19 protein-coding genes are annotated in these 22,464 nt (G+C 40.5%); 6 read left to right on the forward strand and 13 right to left on the reverse strand.

Annotated elements, in window-relative coordinates:
* Nucleotides 1-8 precede the first annotated feature (8 nt).
* From ACVCDT_RS13315 to ACVCDT_RS13330, 4 genes are all read right to left on the reverse strand, one after another.
* On the reverse strand, nucleotides 9-2,027 hold the full coding sequence (locus ACVCDT_RS13315; RefSeq protein ID WP_447133276.1) for an alpha/beta hydrolase family protein: 2,019 nt from the start codon (nucleotides 2,025-2,027) through the stop codon (nucleotides 9-11).
* Between the two features lie 120 nt (nucleotides 2,028-2,147).
* Complete coding sequence (locus ACVCDT_RS13320) at nucleotides 2,148-4,019, reverse strand: hypothetical protein (protein WP_447133277.1); 1,872 nt, start codon at nucleotides 4,017-4,019, stop codon at nucleotides 2,148-2,150.
* 30 nt (nucleotides 4,020-4,049) lie between these two features.
* A complete protein-coding gene (locus ACVCDT_RS13325; protein ID WP_447133278.1) occupies nucleotides 4,050-4,952 on the reverse strand; it encodes an ABC transporter ATP-binding protein in 903 nt (300 codons plus the stop codon).
* Nucleotides 4,942-5,373, reverse strand: a complete 432-nt coding sequence (locus ACVCDT_RS13330; RefSeq protein ID WP_447133279.1) for a GntR family transcriptional regulator — start codon at nucleotides 5,371-5,373, stop codon at nucleotides 4,942-4,944. Before ACVCDT_RS13330 ends, ACVCDT_RS13325 begins: the two co-directional genes overlap by 11 nt.
* Before the next feature lie 318 nt (nucleotides 5,374-5,691).
* On the opposite strand from ACVCDT_RS13330, the gene ACVCDT_RS13335 reads away from it, so the two are divergent.
* On the forward strand, nucleotides 5,692-6,057 hold the full coding sequence (locus ACVCDT_RS13335) for an MbcA/ParS/Xre antitoxin family protein (protein ID WP_447133280.1): 366 nt from the start codon (nucleotides 5,692-5,694) through the stop codon (nucleotides 6,055-6,057).
* Nucleotides 6,054-6,803, forward strand: coding sequence for an RES family NAD+ phosphorylase (locus ACVCDT_RS13340; protein WP_447133281.1), 750 nt, complete (start codon nucleotides 6,054-6,056; stop codon nucleotides 6,801-6,803). The genes ACVCDT_RS13335 and ACVCDT_RS13340 overlap by 4 nt, the downstream gene beginning before the upstream one ends.
* A 5-nt stretch (nucleotides 6,804-6,808) precedes the next feature.
* Here ACVCDT_RS13340 and ACVCDT_RS13345 read toward each other — a convergent pair whose 3' ends face one another.
* The 5 genes from ACVCDT_RS13345 to smc form a co-directional block, all read right to left on the reverse strand.
* Nucleotides 6,809-7,000, reverse strand: coding sequence for a hypothetical protein (locus ACVCDT_RS13345; RefSeq protein ID WP_447133282.1), 192 nt, complete (start codon nucleotides 6,998-7,000; stop codon nucleotides 6,809-6,811).
* A gap of 35 nt (nucleotides 7,001-7,035) precedes the next feature.
* Nucleotides 7,036-7,362, reverse strand: a complete 327-nt coding sequence (locus ACVCDT_RS13350) for a DUF3392 domain-containing protein (protein ID WP_447133283.1) — start codon at nucleotides 7,360-7,362, stop codon at nucleotides 7,036-7,038.
* 9 nt (nucleotides 7,363-7,371) lie between these two features.
* On the reverse strand, nucleotides 7,372-9,408 hold the full coding sequence (ligA, locus tag ACVCDT_RS13355; RefSeq protein WP_447133284.1) for an NAD-dependent DNA ligase LigA: 2,037 nt from the start codon (nucleotides 9,406-9,408) through the stop codon (nucleotides 7,372-7,374).
* Nucleotides 9,409-9,481: 73 nt separating this feature from the next.
* Entirely contained in the window at nucleotides 9,482-11,044 is a 1,563-nt protein-coding gene (gene zipA, locus ACVCDT_RS13360; protein ID WP_447133285.1) for a cell division protein ZipA, read from the reverse strand.
* Nucleotides 11,045-11,093: 49 nt separating this feature from the next.
* Nucleotides 11,094-14,582, reverse strand: a complete 3,489-nt coding sequence (smc, locus tag ACVCDT_RS13365; protein WP_447133286.1) for a chromosome segregation protein SMC — start codon at nucleotides 14,580-14,582, stop codon at nucleotides 11,094-11,096.
* Nucleotides 14,583-14,765: 183 nt separating this feature from the next.
* Here smc and cysZ point away from each other — a divergent pair, with 183 nt between their 5' ends.
* Nucleotides 14,766-15,488: a sulfate transporter CysZ gene (gene cysZ, locus ACVCDT_RS13370; RefSeq protein WP_447133287.1), complete on the forward strand. Its 723-nt coding sequence runs from the start codon at nucleotides 14,766-14,768 to the stop codon at nucleotides 15,486-15,488.
* Nucleotides 15,489-15,511: 23 nt separating this feature from the next.
* Here cysZ and ACVCDT_RS13375 read toward each other — a convergent pair whose 3' ends face one another.
* Nucleotides 15,512-16,600, reverse strand: a complete 1,089-nt coding sequence (locus ACVCDT_RS13375) for a 2-dehydropantoate 2-reductase (protein ID WP_447133288.1) — start codon at nucleotides 16,598-16,600, stop codon at nucleotides 15,512-15,514.
* Nucleotides 16,601-16,738: 138 nt separating this feature from the next.
* Between ACVCDT_RS13375 and ACVCDT_RS13380 the strand changes: the two genes are divergently transcribed.
* From ACVCDT_RS13380 to ACVCDT_RS13390, 3 genes are read left to right on the forward strand one after another with little or no spacing between them, the layout of a single operon-like run.
* Nucleotides 16,739-17,965 carry a GGDEF domain-containing protein gene (locus tag ACVCDT_RS13380; protein ID WP_447133289.1) on the forward strand — a complete coding sequence of 409 codons (1,227 nt, stop codon included), beginning with the start codon at nucleotides 16,739-16,741 and terminating at the stop codon, nucleotides 17,963-17,965.
* A 28-nt stretch (nucleotides 17,966-17,993) separates the two neighbouring features.
* Nucleotides 17,994-19,265: a glycosyltransferase family 4 protein gene (locus tag ACVCDT_RS13385; RefSeq protein ID WP_447133355.1), complete on the forward strand. Its 1,272-nt coding sequence runs from the start codon at nucleotides 17,994-17,996 to the stop codon at nucleotides 19,263-19,265.
* Nucleotides 19,266-19,278: 13 nt separating this feature from the next.
* Entirely contained in the window at nucleotides 19,279-19,767 is a 489-nt protein-coding gene (locus ACVCDT_RS13390; RefSeq protein ID WP_447133290.1) for a nuclear transport factor 2 family protein, read from the forward strand.
* A 61-nt stretch (nucleotides 19,768-19,828) separates the two neighbouring features.
* Here the strand turns inward: ACVCDT_RS13390 and ACVCDT_RS13395 are convergent, their stop codons facing one another.
* From ACVCDT_RS13395 to ACVCDT_RS13405, 3 genes are read right to left on the reverse strand one after another with little or no spacing between them, the layout of a single operon-like run.
* A complete protein-coding gene (locus ACVCDT_RS13395; RefSeq protein ID WP_447133291.1) occupies nucleotides 19,829-21,502 on the reverse strand; it encodes a SufS family cysteine desulfurase in 1,674 nt (557 codons plus the stop codon).
* Nucleotides 21,492-22,049, reverse strand: a complete 558-nt coding sequence (locus ACVCDT_RS13400; RefSeq protein ID WP_447133292.1) for a DUF6942 family protein — start codon at nucleotides 22,047-22,049, stop codon at nucleotides 21,492-21,494. The genes ACVCDT_RS13395 and ACVCDT_RS13400 overlap by 11 nt, the downstream gene beginning before the upstream one ends.
* Entirely contained in the window at nucleotides 22,050-22,451 is a 402-nt protein-coding gene (locus ACVCDT_RS13405; RefSeq protein WP_447133293.1) for a DUF2750 domain-containing protein, read from the reverse strand. It abuts the gene before it with no gap.
* Nucleotides 22,452-22,464: the final 13 nt, after the last annotated feature.

Genomic DNA, 22,464 nt, shown 5'->3' on the forward strand with positions numbered 1-22,464 from the left:
GTGTTTGGCTACTTTGGCAACAAGGCATTATTGTCTAGCACAATATGGCGTTTTAAATAGAGGTTAAGTTGTGGGCTAAGGCTTTGCTGATAATCGCTTTTAAGGTGAGTGGCCAAAGCCTTTTCCAGCACGTAAAAATAGCCTTCACGGGCAATCTCACGTTTTGGGCTATGCCCTTCTAAATCATCCACCAATAAACTAATGGGCTTATTCGCTTGATTTAGCCTAAGGCTAAAATCTTTTACTTTAGCAATGGAAACTTTGTGATCTTTGCCTCCAGCCAGAATATAAATAGGCTTTTTGATATTTTGCCAATGATCATCAGGAGATTTGGCGTAAAACCGCTGCATTGCCAGTTCGTCATCTGGATCTAGGGCTAAATTATTCACTGTTAATTGACCAAATAACTGATCATCACTTTTGGCTTGTTGCCTTAACAATTTGACTGATTGAGCAATATCAGCAGGCGGCGCACCGGCAATACCGACTTTAAATAAATCAGGCGTAAAGGCTAAAGCCGCCAAAGTCGAAAATCCGCCAAATGAATGGCCATAAATGGCTAAGCTATCTCTGTCCCCTACTCCTTTAGATAACAAGTAATCCAGACCATCGATAATATCTTGTTGCACCCGACCATTACCAAAATCTTTATTTGCCGATAAGACATAGTTTTTACCCATGCCTGTTGAGGCTCGAAAATTTGGTTCAAATACGGCGTACCCTCGGTTGGCTAACAATTGAGTAAGCTGATCAAAATCCCCCGTAACCCTAGACCATGGCCCACCGTGGGGTTTCACTACTATTGGCACTTGATTGATTTTTTTACCTAGCGGCAAAGTTACATAGCCAAACTGCCACATACCGTCACTGACTTGATATTCTATCGCCACTTTGGGCAATAAAAGTTTTGCAGCTATCTGCTGAAGTGCATTTTTATCATTTGTATAAATAGGCGCTAAAGGTTGAGTTAGTTTTTTAGATTGCATATCAAACAAGTAAAGAGCGTGTTCTGGCTTATTCGAGCTTACATCTAAGGCCATCCAAACTTTAAAGTTTGCACTGGCTTTAAATAACCAAACTGTGTGTGGCTGCGAGTAACTAGCCAACTGAGATTGCAAAAGTAACAATTGTCTCTGGCTTGCGGTATCTAAGGCATATTGCGAATAAAACTGATCTTGATACAGAGCGAGTCGCGGATTACCTAACTGATCATAATATACTTTAGTTAAATCAAATTTACCTTTGGGATCTTGATGCAGTAGATTGGTAGTTAAACTGGGAATATGTATGGCCCACAAGGCCGTTAAATCTTGCTCAAATCTGGCTTTGACTAATAAGGTGTTTTTTTGCTTATCAAACGCTTGTAAAGCGCATTTATCAAACCAATCACAGTGTTTTATCAAATTTGCTTTACCAGTTCGAATATCAAATAAAGCAGCGGCTTGAGTTACCTGCTGTTTAATAAAAGTAACCTTTCCAGCATCATCTAAAATAAAATCTAAAACCCGCTTTGAACTGTTATGTAAAACCTGTTTAACGCCCTGTGACGATATTCGGATAAGCTGATGTTGATTAGTTTTAAAGTCTTTTTCCGAGATAATTATGGCTTGCGGATGACTGTTATCTACCCCATAAAAATATTGATCTTTGCTTTCATCTATTTGAGTAATTAGCAAGGCAAAGGCATTTGCTTGAATGCTAATTCCTTTCACACCTTGTTTGTTTTCAACAAATAAAAACTGACTATCCTTTGACCAAAAAGCCTGATCCATGCTTTTACTACTAAACAACATTCGATGCTGGTTTTGATTGATATCCAGCAACCATAGCTCGCTGTGTTTAGGCTTATTCAAAATATACGTTAAATAGAGCCCATCTGGTGATAGATTTTGATTAGTCACATATTGGGTTTGGGTAAGCTGACTGCGCGGTATTAGCGGAGCAACTTTACTGGCTTGGCTTGTTTCTATCGCTTGACTTAACAAGTCTGCATGGCTAGTACTTGCCAAAAATAGACTAGTTATCAAAGTTAACCAACCTGCCAAAAAGTTCGCGCAAGGAAGCAATTCGTATCTATTAGACATAGGCGAAAACTCTATTAAGTAATAAGGATAAAGTGCTGCCTGATAACAAGCAGCACGTTAGGTTTAAGCAGGATTGGTTTGTATCTTTGTGCCAGCAAGTGACAATTTTTCAACTGGGCGCCAAGGATTAAGCAGTAAACAGGCAGCCAAAGCAGGCAAACTTAAAAAGCCACATAAAGATACCCAAGTTGCTACTTGAGCCGGAGGTAACCTGTGTCTACGACAAATGATTATTGCTCCCAACAAACTAATTACATGCAATAAAACCGCTAGGCTAATCACTTGTTTAGGAAACTGCATTTGACGAATTTCGGACAATGAATATATTTGTATTTTGGATGGTTCAATTATATTAAACATCACATTTTGTGCTCCCCACAAAACGGGTGAAACCACATACAAAGCACTTCTAATCCAAGCTGGATGAGCAAACTCAGTAAACTCTCTGCCACCAACATAGTCTATTTCACCGGATAGTCTTGCGTAAAACGCTTGGGCACCAGGTCGGTCAAAGCCAAAATGGTCTGGGCCAAAATATGTAAATAAATATCCATCGGCTAATTGAAATACCCGCAAAGAAGTGAGGTTTTTAACTGGCACAGGATGTGGCACTGTGTAGTCTGGTGCAGTTTGTTGATATTCATCTTGATATGCGCGAGGATCAAACAGTAATAGATGTTTATTGGTGGCAATAGAAATAAAGTTTTTGTTTATTCTTGGGATACCAATAAACCTTTCATTATCAGTTAACCTAAATTTTTCACTTAATAACTTCTCTTTAAAGTTAACCTGATAAATAACAGTGCGAGTCATTAGGTGCTTTTCACCCAATAAAAACGGCACTTCGCTAAATCTATCCTTATCAGTGACTAAAGATAAATTATCCACAAAACCATTTTGCCCCAATATGCCAACTGGTTTACCTGTGGCGCTGCTGATCCCTTGCAAAACCATTTCAGAATGTGAAAATTGCCAAATAGAATTGGTTTGTTTATGGCTCAAAGCATATTGATAGTCATCAACGTACAATTGACCTTTGCGCGGAAAGGTCCAAGGCTCAATATCAACCCAATTTACCTCGGCTAATTTAGCCTGTTGGATCATATTTTGCGCTAAAGCAGTATCGGTATTCTGCAAAATATATTCTGGGGTATCTGCCTCATCATAGTTCCACAAATAACGATAGGTGCCCTCTACCCTATTACTATCAGGGTGGGTACCGGCAATAAATTTGGGGATATGATAAAAGGCCATAGTGCCGGCCATGGTTAAACAAAATAACATGGCAAAACTCAAGGGCACTGCCAGTAACACTAAACTAAAAGGCTGGGTTAAATATTGGCTGAGGTCAGGTTTAAAGCTTTTTAGATTTAAATAAAATAGGCCCGCAATGATAGTCAGCACAGGTAAAAATTGTACTAAGGTATTTTTAGCAATAGGCGCCATCACAATAACCAACATGATCAACAAACCGGCAACACCATAACTAGCATTGAGTACAATTAGAGTCCCTATCAGATAACACATAATACAAGTGAGTAGTAAAAATACCAGGTGCAGGTAATGGCGACTCTCAACCACAGTATTAGTCAACATATCTAAGCCAGACATGCTAATTAACCAGGGTAAACCTAGGGCACACACAAGTAGTAAGATCCCCGCGCCACTAAGCGCACAAAAGATTTTTGCGGGACTAATTGGCCTATGAATCAAATAAGTCCATTGGTTGGCGCGTTTGTATAAGGCCATTTGAAATATTCCGAAGAATAAACTGCCAGTTAAAAATGCCATATTTACTAACGCCGTCTGGGCGCCGTTGGCCTCTAACAATGGTTTAATTTTGCTGATAAAACCAAGCAGCGCAAGCAACATGATTACAATCAATAATGCCCACTTTTGATAACGAACAAACTCACTTTTAGCTAATTCAAACATGATAACTTCCTAAATAATTTGATTTAATGCTTACACTGGCACATGGTGATTTTTAGATAAAAATGCGTTCACAGCGCTACTTAAGGTGACACCCACTTGATGCACTTGTGAAGCACCTAAGGCTTTTAGGTGTTGCCTAAATTGCTCCGCTGATTGATCAACAGTCACCAAGTGATGTTGGCCGTCGATAAATTTTGAACTAAGCAAACCATCAATGGCCTGTTTATCTACTGGTTTAGTATCAAAGTCGACTATCCAGCTTGAGATCCTTTCAACAAATTCATCCGGCGCACTGTTATTTTTTAATTGGCCTTTTTCTAAAATAATTAAGTTATCTGCTACCCGCTCTATTTCTTCCATTTGGTGGGAACAATAAATAATAGTGGCGTCATTTTCGGTTTCGGTGAACATCATTGCTTCTAGAAAAGACTGCTTAGCAACCACATCAAGGCCTAAGGTTGGTTCATCTAAAATAAGAAGCTCAGGGCTTTGCGCTAAGGCCATGGAAAGATTAAACCCTGCTCTTTCACCACGGGAAAGACCTGAAACTTTTTGCTTGGGATCCACATCAAAATAGCCAATCACTCTTTGGTAAATTCTGTCATTCCATTTTGGGTAAAAATGTTTTTGCATGGCGACGACTTTTTCGGCGGTCATCCAATTAGGTAAAGTATGTTCTTCGTTCACATAACCTACTTTGCCACGTAGTTCAGTGCTTAAGTTTTGGCAGTCTTGGCCCAACACTTTTGCCGAACCAAAGGAAGGACTGGCCACCCCAAGTAATAATCTAAACAAGGTAGATTTACCTGCGCCATTACTACCAACAAAAGCGTGAATGCCACCTATTTTGATAGTTAGATCCAAATGATTGACTGCGGTTTTGTTACCAAACTGTTTGGTTAACTGAAAAGTTTCAATGCAATTATGACTCATGATTTCCTGTCTCATCTTTACTGCTCGTTGCTAACTTGCTTAGCGCGCCAGATAACTTGTCTAATATTTGTTGTGGCTGATAGTCCAAATAGGCCACTTCATTAACAAAGATCTGTATAGCGCTGTCTAAACGTTTTTGTTGTTCTGCTTGGCTTAGCTGTTGTCGAGGTTGACTCACAAACAAACCTAATCCTTGTCTGGCTTCCACTAATCCCTGCGTTGTGAGTTCGTTATAGGCTTTGGCCACTGTATTGGCGTTAATTGTCAGTTGCATTGCTAAACCTCGCACACTTGGCAACTTGCACCCTACAGGTAAATTTCCACAGGCAATTTGCATGCGAATACCATCCACTATCTGTTTAAAAATTGGCCGAGTATCCCCGGGTGCAATATGAATATTGACTGCTTTAACGTCAGACATAATGACCTTTTTTAATCCACATATAAGTTAACCATCAATAACTGTACCAGCTGTAGTAATACAGTAAGCACAGTTTAAATGTCAGTCAAGATTAAATCGTTAAACTATTTCAACTATCAGGGTAAGCTATTGATAATTAATAAATTTTAAACCAATATAATTCTTAGCAATTAGGCTGGTTAACACTTCATTTAAGAATTTTGGAAAAATCACAAAAAACACCAAACTAACCATTTGAGACATTAAGCCAAAAATTGTCTCATATTGGATTGCTGTGCTATGCTATGGAAAAGTGTTTAATAAATTGCAGAGGTATTCATGCAAGACATACAAATTACTAGGCCTAAAGCAGAGCAACAGATAGTCATGAAGGCCTATACCAATGCCTATAAAGCCTTAGGTATGTCAGACAGCCTAGGTGCAAAAGTTATAGGTGTGGGTCGCTCTACTTTGCTGCGTAAAGAAGCCTTTGAAAAAAGCTCTAAACAAAGTGAATTACAAATTTTGTTTATTCGTTTGTATCGCTCTTTATTTGCTTTATTTGGCGGTGATTTAACTAGCATGATGCATTGGTTCGAAAACCATAACACTCATCTAAAAGGTGTGCCTAAAGACTTAACATTTAGTGTAACCGGCTTAGTCAATATTAATGCTTATTTAGATGCTATTAGAGGTAAAGCTTGAACATAGAAGAAGTATTTAGCGCAGCAGGAGGCTATAGCCCTTACGCTAAATCTGTGTGTAGAATGGTAGAAACTCAAGAATACGCGGCCACCACTTCTTTAGTTGATGATTTAGAAGAACAAGCAATACTCGAACAATTACTTGATGAATATAAACCCAGTTACGCACCAGCAACCGAAGATCTTCACTATTTAATTGCTACGCCTTTTCGCTATCCACCTTTGGCTTATGGTTCACGTTTTGGCACTGTGCATGAGCCTAGTTATTTTTATGCCAGTGAAGATATTCACACTTGTTTAAGCGAAGCGGCGTTTTATCGATTTTATCTTATTGAAGGTACACAAGCCCCTTTTCCTGGCGTGATCCAATCCCAACACTCATTGTTTTTTGTTGAGGTTGCCACTCCCAAAGCCTTAGATTTAGGCAAAATTAAGCATGCACAACTGCAACAACAATTGGCCGATCCGCAGAGTTATGCAACCAGCCAAGCTGTAGGTAAAGCGGCTCGAAAACAAGGTGTAGAGTTGATCCGCTATATCTCTGCAAGATCTCAAGAAAAGTCATTTAACGTTGCCATAGACAATCAGGGTGTGATTGTTTCACAAGTACCAGAAAACAAAACCGAATATATTTGTCAGTTAGATCCCAAGGCTGGAATTTTACGCTTTTCCAAACCCCGAACCTTTCCTGTAACCTTTGAAAAACAACAATTTATGCAAGGTGAGCACTTCCCACAAATGGGCTAAGGTACTTAGTGCAATTCATCCTTAGATTTGAGCGGTGCAAGTAAGGCATAAAAGACCCATGCCAGCCAAGAGACAAAAATAATTAACAACAACCAGGCAAGCTTTTCTTTACCTTGGGTACGCTCAGAGCTGGCCACCAAAATAATCGGTAACAACCAAAGAAAAAGCACTAGCAGCAGAACAAATAATGTATACATAAATTACCCCTTTGTTGCTTAAACTCTTATTCTAATCATATGTAACGTCTATGGTCTGCCAAATAACCCAAAACTAAAAATATAGCTATTACTGCCACCCCGCGATAAAGGTAAGGAAATGCCAAAATTAGCTGTTTAATTAAAGGCGTGGTCAACACCAGTAGCAAGCCGTAACCAAAAGCACATACCAACACAAATAACAAAGTGCGAATGATAAAATGGTAAGGTTTCAGCCATAACTTTATGTGTTTATTTAACACATCGCCATACACCACCATAATAGTGGCCATAATGGTTAATGAAATTTCACTAAAGTAAGGTGTCATCCATTGGCTTATTTGATTTAGTACACTTTGCCACATGCTCATCTTTTATTTAAGCTCTAGTTCAGCAAAAAGCGCTAACATTTGGCTTTCATTCATAATTTCTATGCCCAAAGATTCGGCCTTGGTCAATTTTGAGCCCGCTTTTTCACCTGCAATTAAACAACTGGTTTTAGCGGATACACTTCCCGAGACTTTGGCCCCGAGGGCCTGCAGTTTAGTTTTAGCTTGGGCTCTATCCATTTCTTGTAAGGTACCGGTTAACACATAGGTTTTACCTGCTAAAGGTAAGTTGTCTAACGCCACTTTTTCGACTTTAGGCCAGTTTATCCCTACCGCCAATAAGTCTTGTATCACTTGCTGATTGTGCTCTTCGGCGAAAAAGTTGACTAGATGTTGAGCCACTATTGCTCCTACATCACTTACCTCTTGCAAACTTTCTAAACTGGCTTGTTGGATCTTTTCTAATTCACAAAAATGCGAGGCTAGGTTCGCTGCTGTCGCTTCCCCTACTTCGCGAATGCCTAGCGCATACAAAAACTTGGCTAAGCTAGTGCTTTTACTTTTTTCTATTGCACTAAGCAGGTTTGCCGCAGACTTTTCACCTAAACGTTCTAAATTGGCTAACTGTACTAGTTCAAGTTTGAAAAAATCGGCTGGGGTTTTAACTAATTCAGCATCTACTAACTGTTCGATGATTTTGTCGCCTAGGCCATCTATGTCAAAAGCTTTGCGCGAAGCAAAATGTTTCATGGCTTCTTTGCGCTGGGCCGGGCAATACAAACCGCCTGTACACCTAGCAACGGCTTCGTCTTCTAGCTTTTCTACTGCCGATTGACAGATAGGACAAGCCTCAGGAAATTCTATATCGTAGGCATCGTCAGGACGTTTATCAGAAATCACAGACACCACTTGCGGGATCACGTCTCCTGCGCGCCTGATAATAACGCTATCTTTAACTTTTAAGCCTAAACGTTGGATTTCGTCTTGGTTATGCAAAGTGGCATTAGATACGGTAACTCCCCCTACAAAGACAGGCTCTAACCTAGCCACTGGGGTAATGGCACCGGTTCGTCCCACCTGAAACTCAACGTCTAACACTTGAGTCATTTCTTCTTGTGCAGGAAATTTATGGGCTATGGCCCACCGCGGTGCTCGGGCAACAAAACCTAAGCTTTGTTGAATGTCAATGTCGTCAACTTTAAAGACCACCCCGTCTATATCGTAATTTAAACTATCGCGGATCTGGCCTAAGTGTTGATAATAGTCTAAACAGGCTTTAGCCCCTTGCGCTACTTGCAACTCTTTGCTTAATGGCAATCCCCATTCACTTAGTTGAGTTAACCTTGCGCTATGACTAATGGCCAAAGGTTGCTGTAACTGTTCCACTAAACCTAATGAGTAACTAAAAAATAGTAGGGGTCGGGTTGCGGTGATACGTGAGTCTAACTGCCTTAAACTGCCGGCCGCGGCATTTCTAGGGTTAGCAAAAACCTTTTTACCCTGTTTAGCTTGCTCTTGATTTAATTTAGCAAAGCCATCGCGAGTCATAATAACTTCACCACGTACTTCTAACCGTGCTGGGTAATCATTGCCTCTTAGGGTTAAAGGAATATTACGAATGGTGCGCACGTTTGCGGTTATGTTTTCGCCAATTCGGCCATCTCCACGGGTCGCGCCTCGTACTAATTTGCCATTTTCGTACAACAAACTTACAGCTAGACCATCTAATTTTGGCTCACAACTGTAGCGAATTTCAGAGTGGTCTTTTAGCCTATCTTGCATACGTTTTTCAAAGGCTAAAAATGACGCTTCATCAAAGGCATTATCTAAAGACAACATAGGTTGTTCGTGTTCAACCTGCTCAAATTCTGGCAGGGGCATGTCGCCTACTTTTTGACTGGGCGAATCTTGCGTTAATAATTCAGGATATTGCTGCTCTATGGCTATCAGAGCTTGCATCTGACGATCATATTCGGCATCTGGCACGCTTGGATTGTCGAGCACATAATATTGATAGTTGTATTCGGCAATAGTGGCTTTAAGTTGGGCTAACTGGCTAATAATTTGTTCGGGGGCTGCCATAAAAAAGCATTCCATAAAATAAGGTTAAGCGAACCCTCAAAGTGTATTTGAGGGCTAAAATGAGGAATAAAACTTAACGTTTTAACATGCGTTTTCGTTCAAACTCGCGAATTTTTTCTACGTACTGTTGTAAGCTTTGTTTGGTCAATAACACTCTTTTAGCATCGTAAATTTGCCCATTAAACTCATCAGCAATTTTACGTGCGGCATTATGCATCATGTTAAATACTTGATGCGGCTCACCTTCGATAGGCAAGAGCATAAATAATGAAATACCTTGGGTAGTAAAGTTTTCTAAATTATCTATATCAAAATTACCGGGCTTAAACATATTGGCCAAACTAAATAACACTGGGCCTTTCCCATTAGAATTTACATGACGATGAAAAATATCTTGGTCACCAAATTTAAACCCTAAAGTTAACAACATAGGTAACAAGGCCGCACCAGCTATGCTCTGCCCTTCTGCCACTTTAACATTCAGCACTAAAACTTCTTGGGGCTGTTCTTGAGTTTGCTCTTGCGCAGCTTCACTGCTAGCTTGAGTTTGACTAGTTTGAGGACTTTTTTCTGGCTGTGCCTCAGCTTGAAGCTGAGTATCTGGCTCTGGTATATCATCAAAGTTAATGGCCAATTGATCTTCGGCTAGTTTAGGCTCACGGCGTTTTTTAACGGTTTCGACTTTTTTGCGTTTAACTAAATTTCTGGCTTGTTCTGCCAAGGTTAACTTTTCAGCTAAATTACTGTCTTCTGTAGCTAGCTCTGGACTAGGCGCACTGCTAACAACTGTTGGCTCTTCTACTGGAGTTTCATGGCTTATATATTTGGGTTTGTCTTGTGACTTAAGCGCCGCCGCTTCTATTTCGGGATCTTTCTTTAACAAAAATGGCGGTGGCTCTGGCGCTTGGTGATTGTCTAGATTGCTTACACCGGCAAGTGCCGCAGCATTGTCATCTGAGCTAGATACTTTAGCTTTTATCTTATGGTTGGCTGCAGCCCCTCTTTCTTGCTGAGAAATGGCCACAGTTTCTGCGGCTAAGGATTGATATTTGGCAGCAAATTCTGGTTTAGGCTGAGTAACAACAGATGCATAAACTTTACCAGACGAAGGCTTAACCGGGCTTTGGCCTGTAACCTCTGAATCAGGCTTAGCTTGGCTTGCTGGTTGGCTCGAACTAGCTGTGACTGGGTTGTTTTCTTCAGTCGACTTATCCTGAGGCTGTGCACTAGAAGAATTGCTCACAACTCTTACCGCGCCTAACCCTAAGTCATCAAAGTCATTGTGGCTATGGTCTAAATCTGTGGCTTGGTTGGCGGGTTTCTCTTTTTCGAACTTTGTTGTTGCTGAGTCTAAAGATAAATCTTGTTCATCGATCACAGGATCTTGCTTAGCAGTAAAGCTATCCATTGACCAATCTTGCTCAAGCCCTTGGTCTGAATATGCAGATTCTGAGGAAAACCTGTCTGTTGCCTCATTATCCATAGCGTAATCTTGCTCAGATAATTGACTTGGTTTTGCTGCTCTGGCTCTTTTTTCGTTATTTTTGCGCGATACCCAAATACCATGCACCGCTAAACCGGCAATCACCACACTGCCAATAACTAATAAAGACCAACGTAAACCCTCTGCTTCCATTTAACTACCCGTTTTTTATTATTCGTGAATACTTTTGAATCATTTTTTACTAGGCCTGTGCGATGGCCACTGCTTCATCTACATCCACTGCCACCATGCGTGATACGCCAGGCTCAGCCATAGTCACACCGGTTAAATGCGTCGCCATTTCCATGGCAATTTTATTGTGCGTAATGTAGATAAACTGTACAGTTTTTGACATTTCTGAAACTAGTTTACAAAAACGTCCTACGTTAGCATCATCCAAAGGCGCATCAACTTCATCGAGTAAGCAAAATGGCGCTGGATTCAGTCTAAAAATAGCAAACACTAATGATAAAGCGGTCAGCGCCTTTTCACCACCCGAAAGTAAGTGAATTGTGCTGTTTTTCTTTCCTGGAGGTCTTGCCATTATAGTTACTCCAGTTTCTAACAAGTCATCGTCAGTTAATTCTAAATAAGCCGAACCGCCACCAAACACCTTTGGAAACAAGGTTTTTAAGTCATCGTTCACTTGGTCAAAGGTCTCTTTAAAGCGAGAGCGGGTTTCTTTATCAATTTTACGAATGGCTTGTTCTAAAATCTCTAAGGCCGAGACTAAATCGGTATTTTGCTCATCTAAATGTTTTTTGCGCTCAGCTTGAGATTCGTATTCTTCAACCGCGGCTAAGTTAACCGCACCTAAACGCGATACTGCACTTGTGGTTTTATCTAATAGCGTTTGCCAACCTGCTTCTGTGGCCTCTTGTGGCAAACTTTGTACTAAGCTGTCGATATTTTGTTGCATCTCTTGCAGCTGCTCAAGTAAGCCTTTTGCTCTCACCCGCACACCTTCACATTCAATTTTGATGCTTTGCAATTCAGTTAACATGCTTTGGATTTTATCGGTCACCCCTTGCTGACCTTTTTCAGCAGTTAAAAGTTTTTCTTCTACTACTGTAAGTTGCTCTTGCACATCTTGTTGTAACAAGGACAATTCGGCTTTTTGCTCAAGTAACACTTGTAAGTTTTCTTGTTGTTCTTCTAGTGGTAAGGCTAATTCGGCAAATTCAGCCTCGAGTATGCTATGTTTTTCTTGCATATTGGTTAACAAATCTTGATCACGCGTCTGACTTTCAATAATGACTTGATATTGGCTTTGTACACTATGCAAAGTTAAGGCTAATTGATGAAGCCCATTCTTTTTAGCATCAAGTTGAGTTCTGGCATGGCTTAGCTGATTTTGCTGCTGCTCTCTTTGCGTTTCTGATTGCAATTGCTGGCTTTGTGTCTCTTCTAGTGTTTGCTCTAATTCTTCTACTTTGAGCGCCAATTCTTCTAGCTGTAGATTTTCTTGGCTGGCTGTATCTTGTTGTTTTTCACGTTCGTTTAGCAGTTTTTGATGGCGCTGCAGTCCTTGCTCTTTCTGCTGATTTAACAAATGTAATTGATGCTGCTGTTGTTGTAGTGCTTGGTTTGTAGCGTCTAACTGATTTTGACACTGTTCGGCATTTTGCTGGGCAATGTCTAGCGCAGTTTTTGCTTGGGCCACTTCTTGAGTTAACACTGAGACTCGCTCTTCAATTTGAGCTTTTTGTTCCGTTAAAGTGTTAATTTGTTTGGCGCGGATTAGACGCCCGCTTTGTTGACTGTTTTGATCTGATGCGCTACCCACTACCATCCAGTCTTTACCTAACCACAGTCCGTCTTGACAAATAACGCTCTGAGAATCGGTTAGTTTCCCCAATAACTCTAAACCTTGGCTAAGATTGTCGGCCACAAAAATAGTGTTTAACCAACTTGGTACCTGCTGATTATTTAACTTACTGGCAATGCTGCCCGCTACTGCAGTTTGGCTAAAATCAGACAAAAATAACCATTTATTGCCCGGCATAGAGGCTAATTCTGATGGCCTATTTGGCTCATCAATTAACACTGCTTGTTGCCAATCTTGAGTTAGGGTTTCAAATGCCAGCTCCCAGCATTCTTGGATATCTAAACTTTGCCACCATGCTTGGTGATTTAGCTGTAATTCATCCAGTTGTTGTTGGTCATTATTCTGTTGTTCAACACTTTGTTGCAGTGTGGTTAATGCGGCCAGTTGCGCCTCTAAGCTTTGCTGCTGCCCCTTGGTATTTAACAATTGGCTTTTGACTTGTTCGAGTTTTGTACCTGCATCATGGCATTGCTGTTTAGCTTGTGTTTGCGCCCTTTGTTGTGGTGCCAGCTGTTGTTCTAACTGGCTAATGTCGTTCTGACAAGACTCAATCTGTTGAGTTAATTGTTGGTCTGTTAACTCAGATATTTCTTGGTCAATTTCTTGTATTCGTTGCTGAGTACGCATTTGCATAGACAACAAAGACTGAATTTGGCCGTGATATTGTTGCACTTGTTGCTTTTGTTGATTGAGCTGTTGATCTTGAAGGCGCCATTGATGCTGCATGTTTTGCATTTGTTCTTCGGCGTCAAGCAGTGCACTTTGAGCTTGTTCAACTTCTTCTTCGAGCAGCGCTTTTTCTGGTTCAACTTGGTTTAGCTGGGTTTTAAGATGTAAAACCTTAGCTTGATTTTGTTGCTGATGATTTTCACTTTCTTCAATACTTTGTTTCAGCGCTTTTATTTCTTGTTCAATCTGTTGGCGTCTTTGTTTGGTGTGAATTTGATTTTGTTCTATGCGGCTAATATCACTGCCCACTTTAAACACTTGTTGTTGAATATCACTCAGTTGTTGTTTTAAATCTTGCTGCTGCTGTTTAAATTCAATGATATCTTTTTCTTCATTACGCTGAGCACTAACATAGGCTTCAATTTCGCCGTTCTTTTGTTCAATTTCCGCTTCTAAACGACTAATGCTATCGTTATGTTTAACCCAACGCAGTGCAGCCAACTGCGCTTTGTATTGGCGTTCTTGTTGTTTTAGATCTTTAAACTTTTTAGCCGCTGCGGCTTGGCGTTGTAATTTTTCTAGCTGTTGGCCTAATTCGCCTCGTACGTCCTCTAAACGTTCTAAATTTTCTTTGGTATGTCGAATGCGGTTTTCGGTTTCTCTTCTACGCTCTTTATATTTTGAGACTCCAGCGGCTTCTTCAATGAACACCCTTAACTCTTGGGGCTTAGATTCAATTAAACGAGAAATCATGCCTTGTTCAATAATGGCGTAACTGCGCGGCCCTAAACCTGTGCCTAAAAATAAGTCGGTAACATCACGGCGGCGACATTTAGCATGGTTAAGTAAATAACTAGACTGAGCGTCTTTGGTGACTATGCGCTTAACCGACAATTCGTTGTAGCCTGCGTATTCACCTTGAATGCGTCCCGACGAGTTATCAAAAACTAATTCAACACTACATTGAGACACAGGTTTTCTGGCACTTGAACCGTTAAAAATAACATCTGTCATGGCATCGCCACGTAGATTTTTAGCTGAGCTTTCGCCTAATACCCAGCGCACCGCATCTATCACATTAGATTTACCGCAGCCGTTTGGCCCGACTACCGCGGTCATATCATCTGGAAATGGAATAGTGGTGGGATCTACAAAGGATTTAAATCCAGCCAGCTTTATTTTTTTTAAGCGCATATAAGGTTGATATTTTTATTATTTTTGTCTTTCAATACACGAATGTATCAAAAGTCATCAAGTGTAACAATTGACGTTTTGCTAGTCTTTTTGAGTTACGTATACTGGCACACATAAATACTAAATTAAACGCGTCTAATCTGGGTATTTTTGATTGACGCTATTTTCCTTTAAAGGGGCAATATGGATTATTTTTTTCAAGGGTTTAGTTTAATTACAACTAAAGGATTAAAACGTTTTGTGTTTTTCCCATTGGCCATTAATTTAATTTTATTTAGCGCTGCGTTTTATTATTTGTTTGGCGAAATTAGTGCCAGCATAGTGTGGATGACAGATCTCATTCCAGACTGGGAGTGGTTAGCTTGGTTAAAAACCGGGTTAAGCTACATTATTTGGCCCATAGCAGTGATCAGTATTTTACTTATTTTTGCATTGGTCTTTGGGACCTTAGCAAACTGGATAGCCGCCCCCTTTAACGGTTTATTAGCACAAAAAGTGGAACAACATTTAACCGGCCAAGCCATGGATGACTCGGGCCTTATGGATGCATTTAAAGACATTCCACGTACCTTAGGCCGTGAACTGGCCAAATTTACTTATTATGTGCCCAGAGCCATTGGGTTTTTATTGTTATTTTTTATCTTGCCCTTTATTGGTCAAATATTGTGGTTTTTATTTAGTGCGTGGATGATGGCTGTACAATATTGTGATTACCCTTTTGATAATCATAAAGTGCCTTTTGCTCAGATGAAAGATGTCTTACAAACAAACCGTTCTAAAAGCTATAGCTTTGGCATTACCGTTAGTGTGTTTTCGATGATCCCTATACTCAACTTTTTGGTCATGCCTGTAGCTGTATGTGGGGCTACCGCTTTATGGGTAAAAGAGTTAAAGCATCAGCTTTAGTATTGTTTGAGGCAGATTGTTTACTAGGTTGAGTATTGATGGCTTTTTAATAATTTGACTAAGTCTTTTGCACTTATGGGGCTTGGATTATTTTTTGTAACCTGACCTTTGGCACTCACCTGCTGAATTAACTTACACATTCTTTCATTTACTGGGCAGGCTAAACCTAACAATTTAGCCTGCTCTATTATGGCGCCATTTAAAAAATCAATTTCAGTGGTTTTTCCTTGAGACAGATCCCACCACATAGACGAACGTACATTGGGATCTATGGCCAACATTTTATTGGCCACACGAGTAAACAACACATTAGGCAAACTTAGAACCCATGGAAGAAGTGCTGCAGGAACAGCGGTTAGTTTAGGTAAGTTTAAATTTAGCGCCTTAGCAACTTGCAGTAATTCTTGCATTAACAAGGCAATGGCCACTCTATAACCCCTTTGCTCTAACATGGCTTTTACCGGAATATCGGCCAGTGCATTCACACTATTGCCTAGGTTTAACTGCAACTTGGCCCATAATAAGGCATCCATCTTGTCGCTAATGCTTAAGGGTAAAAGTTCAGAATTAAGTGCCATTACCAAAGCACTTATCTCTGCTCGAGATTGTTGATTGACTTCTAAGGTCATTTTGCCTTCTGAGCCTAAGTGGTAATGTGCAGCGGCTAATTCTGACACATTAAAAGGCACCATTACCCGTACGACTTTATTAACGGGGAAAGCCTGTTTTACCAAACGCTCTGAGCCTAGGCCATTTTGACAACAAAAAATCACTGTGTGTTCATCAACCAAAGGCGCCATATCAATACAAGCTTGTTTAATGCCAGTGCATTTAACCGTTAACCATAAAAATTTAGTTGGGCACTTGGGGCCCTCATGAGTTAGGTGCTTGTTTAAAAGTTGCGCTGGCGTATAGATCTCTAGAGAGGGCAATTGGCAAATATGCCCATGATAATCTGTTAACTTTATGCCATTTTTTAACTTAGCTTGAGTTGCAGCGCGGCCAATGAGCTGAGTGTTAAAGCCTAAATGCGTTAACACTGCACCTAAATAACAGCCAATTAACCCCGCACCAAAAACTGTATGAGTCTGCCAAGGAAAATTATCTGGCATATTTGCTAGCACCGCATTTAACTAAATATGAAAAATACCTTATCACAAGGCTTTAAGAGTCGGTATGCTTTCACATACAATAGCTTTAGACTTACCCCCAAATTTTAATCGAAGTGAGCGTTGTTTTTGGCTACTAAAATGTCTTCCCTGTTGTCTCGATTCACCCATTTTAGTGGGTTGTTTATTCCACCTTTAGTCCTTTTTATTGGCTTAGCTGTGTTGTATTCGGTCAAAACTAGCCTATTACAAACTTGGTTGGCCGATATTCAATGGATGAGTTATGTGAGCTTAGCCATAGCCGCCATCATTGCTTGGCAATTTGGGCGCAGCCGCCTTGTGTATGCTTGCTTATTAATGGTGGTGGTATTAGTTCAACCTTTTGTCTACTTAGCTCACCCGTATTTTGATGCCCAATTAAGCGCCCTAGCCTTATGTTTGTTTAGCTTGTTATTTAGTCAAGACAAGGGCTTTTCTTTGGCTAATTTAATTAAAAGTCTGTTGCTCTTTAGTGCCATAGTTTTAGTTTCATGGTTAGCTTTACCTAGCTTGGCCAATTATGCTCAACCTTGGTTATCTAGTTTTACACGGCTGATATTTGAATGGGCACCAGATCTCTTAGCTAGCACTTCTAGCTTTTATCTTGTGTTGATTTTTATCCTTAGCTTAATGGCTATTTTGCGTGTCATTATTAGCCCAACTAACACCCATAATGCGTTGCTGTATGCGTTATTTATGGCAGTGAGCTTATCCTTTTATGCTGATCCCTACATTAAGCTCATTGGCATTCTGGGGCTATCGGTATTGATCTGTTATTCGGTATTAAAAGACAGCTTTACTATGGCTTTTAAAGACGAGCTAACTGGGATCCCTTCGCGACGCGCCCTTATGCAATATGTTCCTAGCCTAGGGCGTAAATATACCGTGGTGATGTCTGATATTGATCACTTTAAAAAATTTAACGACACCTATGGTCATGATGTAGGCGACGAAGTGTTAAAACTGGTGGCCAGTAAACTTGCCAAAATACAAGGAGGTGGCAAAACCTTTAGGTTTGGTGGCGAAGAATTTATCATGGTGTTTGCGGGTAAAACCGCTGAACAAGTTGCACCTTTTGTTGAAGTCGTACGTCAGACCATAGCCGATTACGACATTGCTCTTAGAGCCAAACCTCGTCCTGCTAAACCCAAAAATGCCAAACCGCAAAAACCGGCAAAAGATAAAATTGTTAAAGTAACCAGTAGTTTTGGCCTAGCCCAACGAAGCAAGCAACACGCGAGTTTTGCAGATATTATGAAACAAGCCGATATTGCCTTGTATGCAGCTAAAAAAGCCGGACGAAACCGTGTCAAAATTGCCAATCAATAAAGCTCAAACAAGTTTAGCTAAAGCCAATATTCAAAGGGTTTTAGTTTTAGGTTATGTATGGCCAGAGCCTAATTCATCTGCGGCGGGCAGTCATATGTTAAGCCTGTTAAAATTATTTAAAGAGCAAGGCTGTGATCTGACCTTTGCCAGTCCCGCATTACAAGGTGAGCATAAATCTGATCTCACTCAGTTGGGCATTGATGAACAACAAATAACAATAAACTGCAGCAGCTTTGACACTTTCATTCAGCAATTAAATCCCGACTTAGTGCTATTTGATCGCTTTATGTTAGAAGAGCAGTTTGGCTGGCGAGTGGCTAAGTTTTGTCCAGATGCACTAAGAGTGTTAGACACTGAAGACTTACATTCGCTACGTGATGCGCGCCTTCAAGCCACTAAAAAGTCTTTACCTATTGAGACAGTTTTATTAGAAAGTGACCTAGCTAAACGAGAAATTGCGGCCATTTTTCGTTGTGATCTAAGTTTGATCATTTCTGATTACGAACTGACTTTGTTACAACAACTCTTTAGTGTTCCCGCGCATATTCTTCATCACTGTGCCTTTATGTTAGATTTTAATCAGTTTGCACCCAGTGAACTTGCCTATGCAGATAGACAACACTTTATCAGCATTGGCAACTTTCGCCATCAGCCTAACTGGGATGCGGTTTTGTTTTTAAAGCAACAGATTTGGCCGCTTATCCGCAAACAATTGCCTAAGGCCGAATTACATATTTATGGGGCTTATCCTCCCCCCAAAGCTACCCAACTGCATAATCCTAAACAGGGCTTTTTAGTCAAAGGCTGGGCGCAGGATGCTAAGCAGGTTATGCAACAAGCAAAAGTGTGTTTGGCCCCCCTTAGATTTGGTGCAGGAATAAAAGGTAAGTTAGCAGAGGCAATGTGGTGTGGTACCCCCAATGTGACCACCCAAATTGGCACTGAGGGCATGCAGATAGATAAGAAATGGCCAGGTTTAGTTACCGATTTAAGTTTATTTTCAGATCAAGAAAAGGCCGCGCAGCAGTTTGCCGATCAAGCTGTAAAATTGTATCAACAGCAAGACTTATGGCACAGCGCGCAACAGCTAGGTTATGAGTTAATTAAACAACGCTTTGATAAAAGCCTGATCCAAGCAGATTTATTGGCTAGAGTATGTCAAATATCAAACCATCTCCACCAGCACAGAGCGCAAAACTTTATTGGCCAAATGTTGCAGCACCACCAGCACAAAAGCACCCAATACATGGCGCAGTGGATAGCAGCTAAAAATGCTAACCATTCACAATCCAATCCCTAAAAGGAGCAGGCAAATGCCCCAGACTTTACTTAGTTTAGTGTTATTCATAACTTGCACTATTAGTGTTAATACTTATGCCCACAATTTGCAGCAACCCGCTCAAGGCAAAAACCCTGTGATAGCCCCTATCTTTCAGTTATTTGATGCTATGCGTGAACACAACAGTGATAAAATTATTCAGCAGTTTAGCGCTGAAGCTATTTTGCAGCGAGTTGAGGCTGATGGCTCAATATCTAATACCAATATCAGCCAATTTGCCCAGAAAGTTAGTCAGGCTCAAGCCTCGTTAGACGAACATTTATTGGCCATAGATGTGCAACAACAAGATACACTCGCCAGTGTTTGGACACCTTTTGCCTTTTATGTAAACGACCAATTAAGTCACTGTGGTAGCAATAGCTTTCAGTTAATAAAACGCAACGGTTCTTGGAAAATTCACTACTTAATTGATGTCACTCATGCTGGAGACTGCACGGAATTTGTGGCTAAACACTTGCCTTAAAATAAATGAATGTGATGACTAAGGGAGTTAGAATAAATCTCTGGTAAAGATTTTTATCAGATTAAGCACCATCACAATGGCGTTGACAATATTGTCTGATTTTTAATACCATCGCAGCTAAACCATTACCTCTGCTTGGGCTTAAGTGCTTGTGTAAATCTAGCTTAGTTAGATAAGCGGTTAAATCAAAATCTAAGGCTTGTTGAGGTGTTTGCTGCGACAACACTTCACATATTACTGCCAAAAGTCCACGCACAATTTTACTGGGTGAATCCCCAGATACTTGCAATTGATTATTTCTAATAACGCAATGTACCCAAACCGGGCTCTCACAACCACTGACTTCGCTCTCAGCGGTTTTTAAATGGTCTGCCAAGGGCGTTAGGTCTTTTCCTGCCAACATCAATTGTCGGTAGGTTTGATCCCACCCTTTGGCTTGTTTAATCTTTTGTGCCAAAGGCGGCAAACTATGTGACACTTCTTGCTTAGGTTGATTTTCTTGTTTGCCTATAGATTCATCAAGGGGCGCTTTTAGCTTAGCCAAACTATTTGCTAAAACCTGCACAAAAGTCTGTATTTCTTCTAGGGTATTATACGGACCTATGGATACTCTTAAGGTGCCGTCTATACCTAAGGTCTCCATTAAAGGCATAGCACAATGATGGCCTACTCTTATGGCAATATTGTGTTTATCTAACAACACAGCTAAGTCGTAATGACTAATATTATTTACCGTAAAAGATTGCAGGCTAATTGAGTGTTGCGTATCGCCCCACAGGGTAATTTCTGGAATATCGTTTAATCCGCTTAACAAGGCTTGATACAAGCTATGCTCGATTTTTTGCATTGCTTGCCTATGCTGTTGAATAAAATCGATGGCCGCTTTCATGCCTAACACTCCAGCGATATTAGGCGTACCCGCTTCAAATTTTAACGGTGGGGGTTGAAAACTGCTCTCAGAAAAACTGACTTTTACTATCATTTCGCCGCCGGTTTGATAAGGCGGTAACTGTTCGAGTAAATGATATTTGCCATACAACACCCCAATGCCAGTTGGGCCAAACATTTTGTGACCACTGAACACATAAAAATCACAATCAATTTTCTGCACATCGACTTGTAAATGGTTAACCGCTTGGGTGCCATCTATTAAGGTGAGAGCATTAAATTGCTGGGCTTTTTTAATAATAGGTGCAATTGGATTGATATTACCTAGGGCATTAGACACATGACCTATAGCCACCAAGGCGGTATTGGCATTAATCAGCTTAAGCGCCTGCTCAAGTTGAATCACGCCTTTGGCATCCACTGGTATCACTTTAAGCTGCAGATTTAATTTTTTAGCCACTTGTTGCCAAGGCACAATATTAGCGTGGTGCTCTAAGGCAGAAATTAAAATTTCATCGCCTGCAGTAAAGTAACTTTGCCCTAGCCCATTAGCCACTAAATTGATTGCCTCTGTTGCCCCTTTGGTCCAGACAATTTCTTCTGCTTGTTTGGCACCTATAAACTTTTGCACCTTATGCCTGGCTTGTTCAAATTCAGCGGTGACAGCTGAAGCCAACTGATGGCTAGAACGATGCACATTAACCGCCTGCTCTTGATAATAGGCTTGGGTAATATCAATCACACTTTGCAGCTTTTGGCTGGTTGCTGCGCTATCTAAATACACCCAACTTTGTTTTTCTGGTGCGGAAAAAATTGGAAAATGTTGGCGTAAAATATCAAGCGACATCAAGTTTTTGCTCGTCTAACAAAGAATGAATAATAGTAACCAATTGAATGATTTTGGCATTGCTCAATTGCCTATAGTCAAAATATGGACAAACAATTAAGCGTTTTTCTGGATTGATAGCAAAATAGTTATCAATCCAAGTTATGTCTGAGTGTAAGGCTAAACTGTTGGCATAGCCTTTACCCATAACAATATGTACTTCCCTACCCTTAGCCGTTAGGTGGTCTGACTCTGGGGCTGAAAATAACAAACTCGTATTTGAGCCAGCTTGCAATAGCGCTTGATCGCGAAATTGCTGCCAATTTTGGTAATGACTTAAAGACACAAAGTTGGGGCGATTTAAGGCATAAAGCAGTTTAGCGTAAACATTAAATACTTTACGCCACCCATTGCCACAGGCTAATCCAATTGCCTGTATATCACCTTCAACTAAGGCTTGTACCTCAGTTAGTTTTTGATAACAAGGCATGTTGGGGGTGTTGGCAATATACACTTTACATAGTGCCTTAGCATCGCCTAGCCCCTTTTCTACTGCCTGCCTTTGCATTTAAGAATTTGAATTAATCTTAGCTAAATCTTCTTCAAGGCAGTTCAGCATTTCTTCCGCTTCTAACATCACCCCTTCTTCGTCTTCACTTAATGGAAAAACTAAAACTAGGGTATTGTTATTTTTCATGCCGGGCAGCCACTCTTGCATCCATTGTTCAAAATCAATTTGTTTAGGCTCACAATTTGGGAAGTCTTCTTTAACCCAAGCTAAGGCAAACTCTTTATTAGGCCAAATAGGAAGGCAGGCATCGTCATCGGCTTTTAACATCACCCAACCGTTTTCACCATATAAGCCCCATAGATATTGCTTGCTGATCATTTGTTCTAAAGCATATTCAAAACGGTCTTCAGGCAGCATTTTACTTAGCGCTAGAAATTTTTCTGGCGAAATTTCATTCATTTTATCTTCCTTT

It is taken from the genome of Paraglaciecola aestuariivivens, from assembly GCF_052983255.1.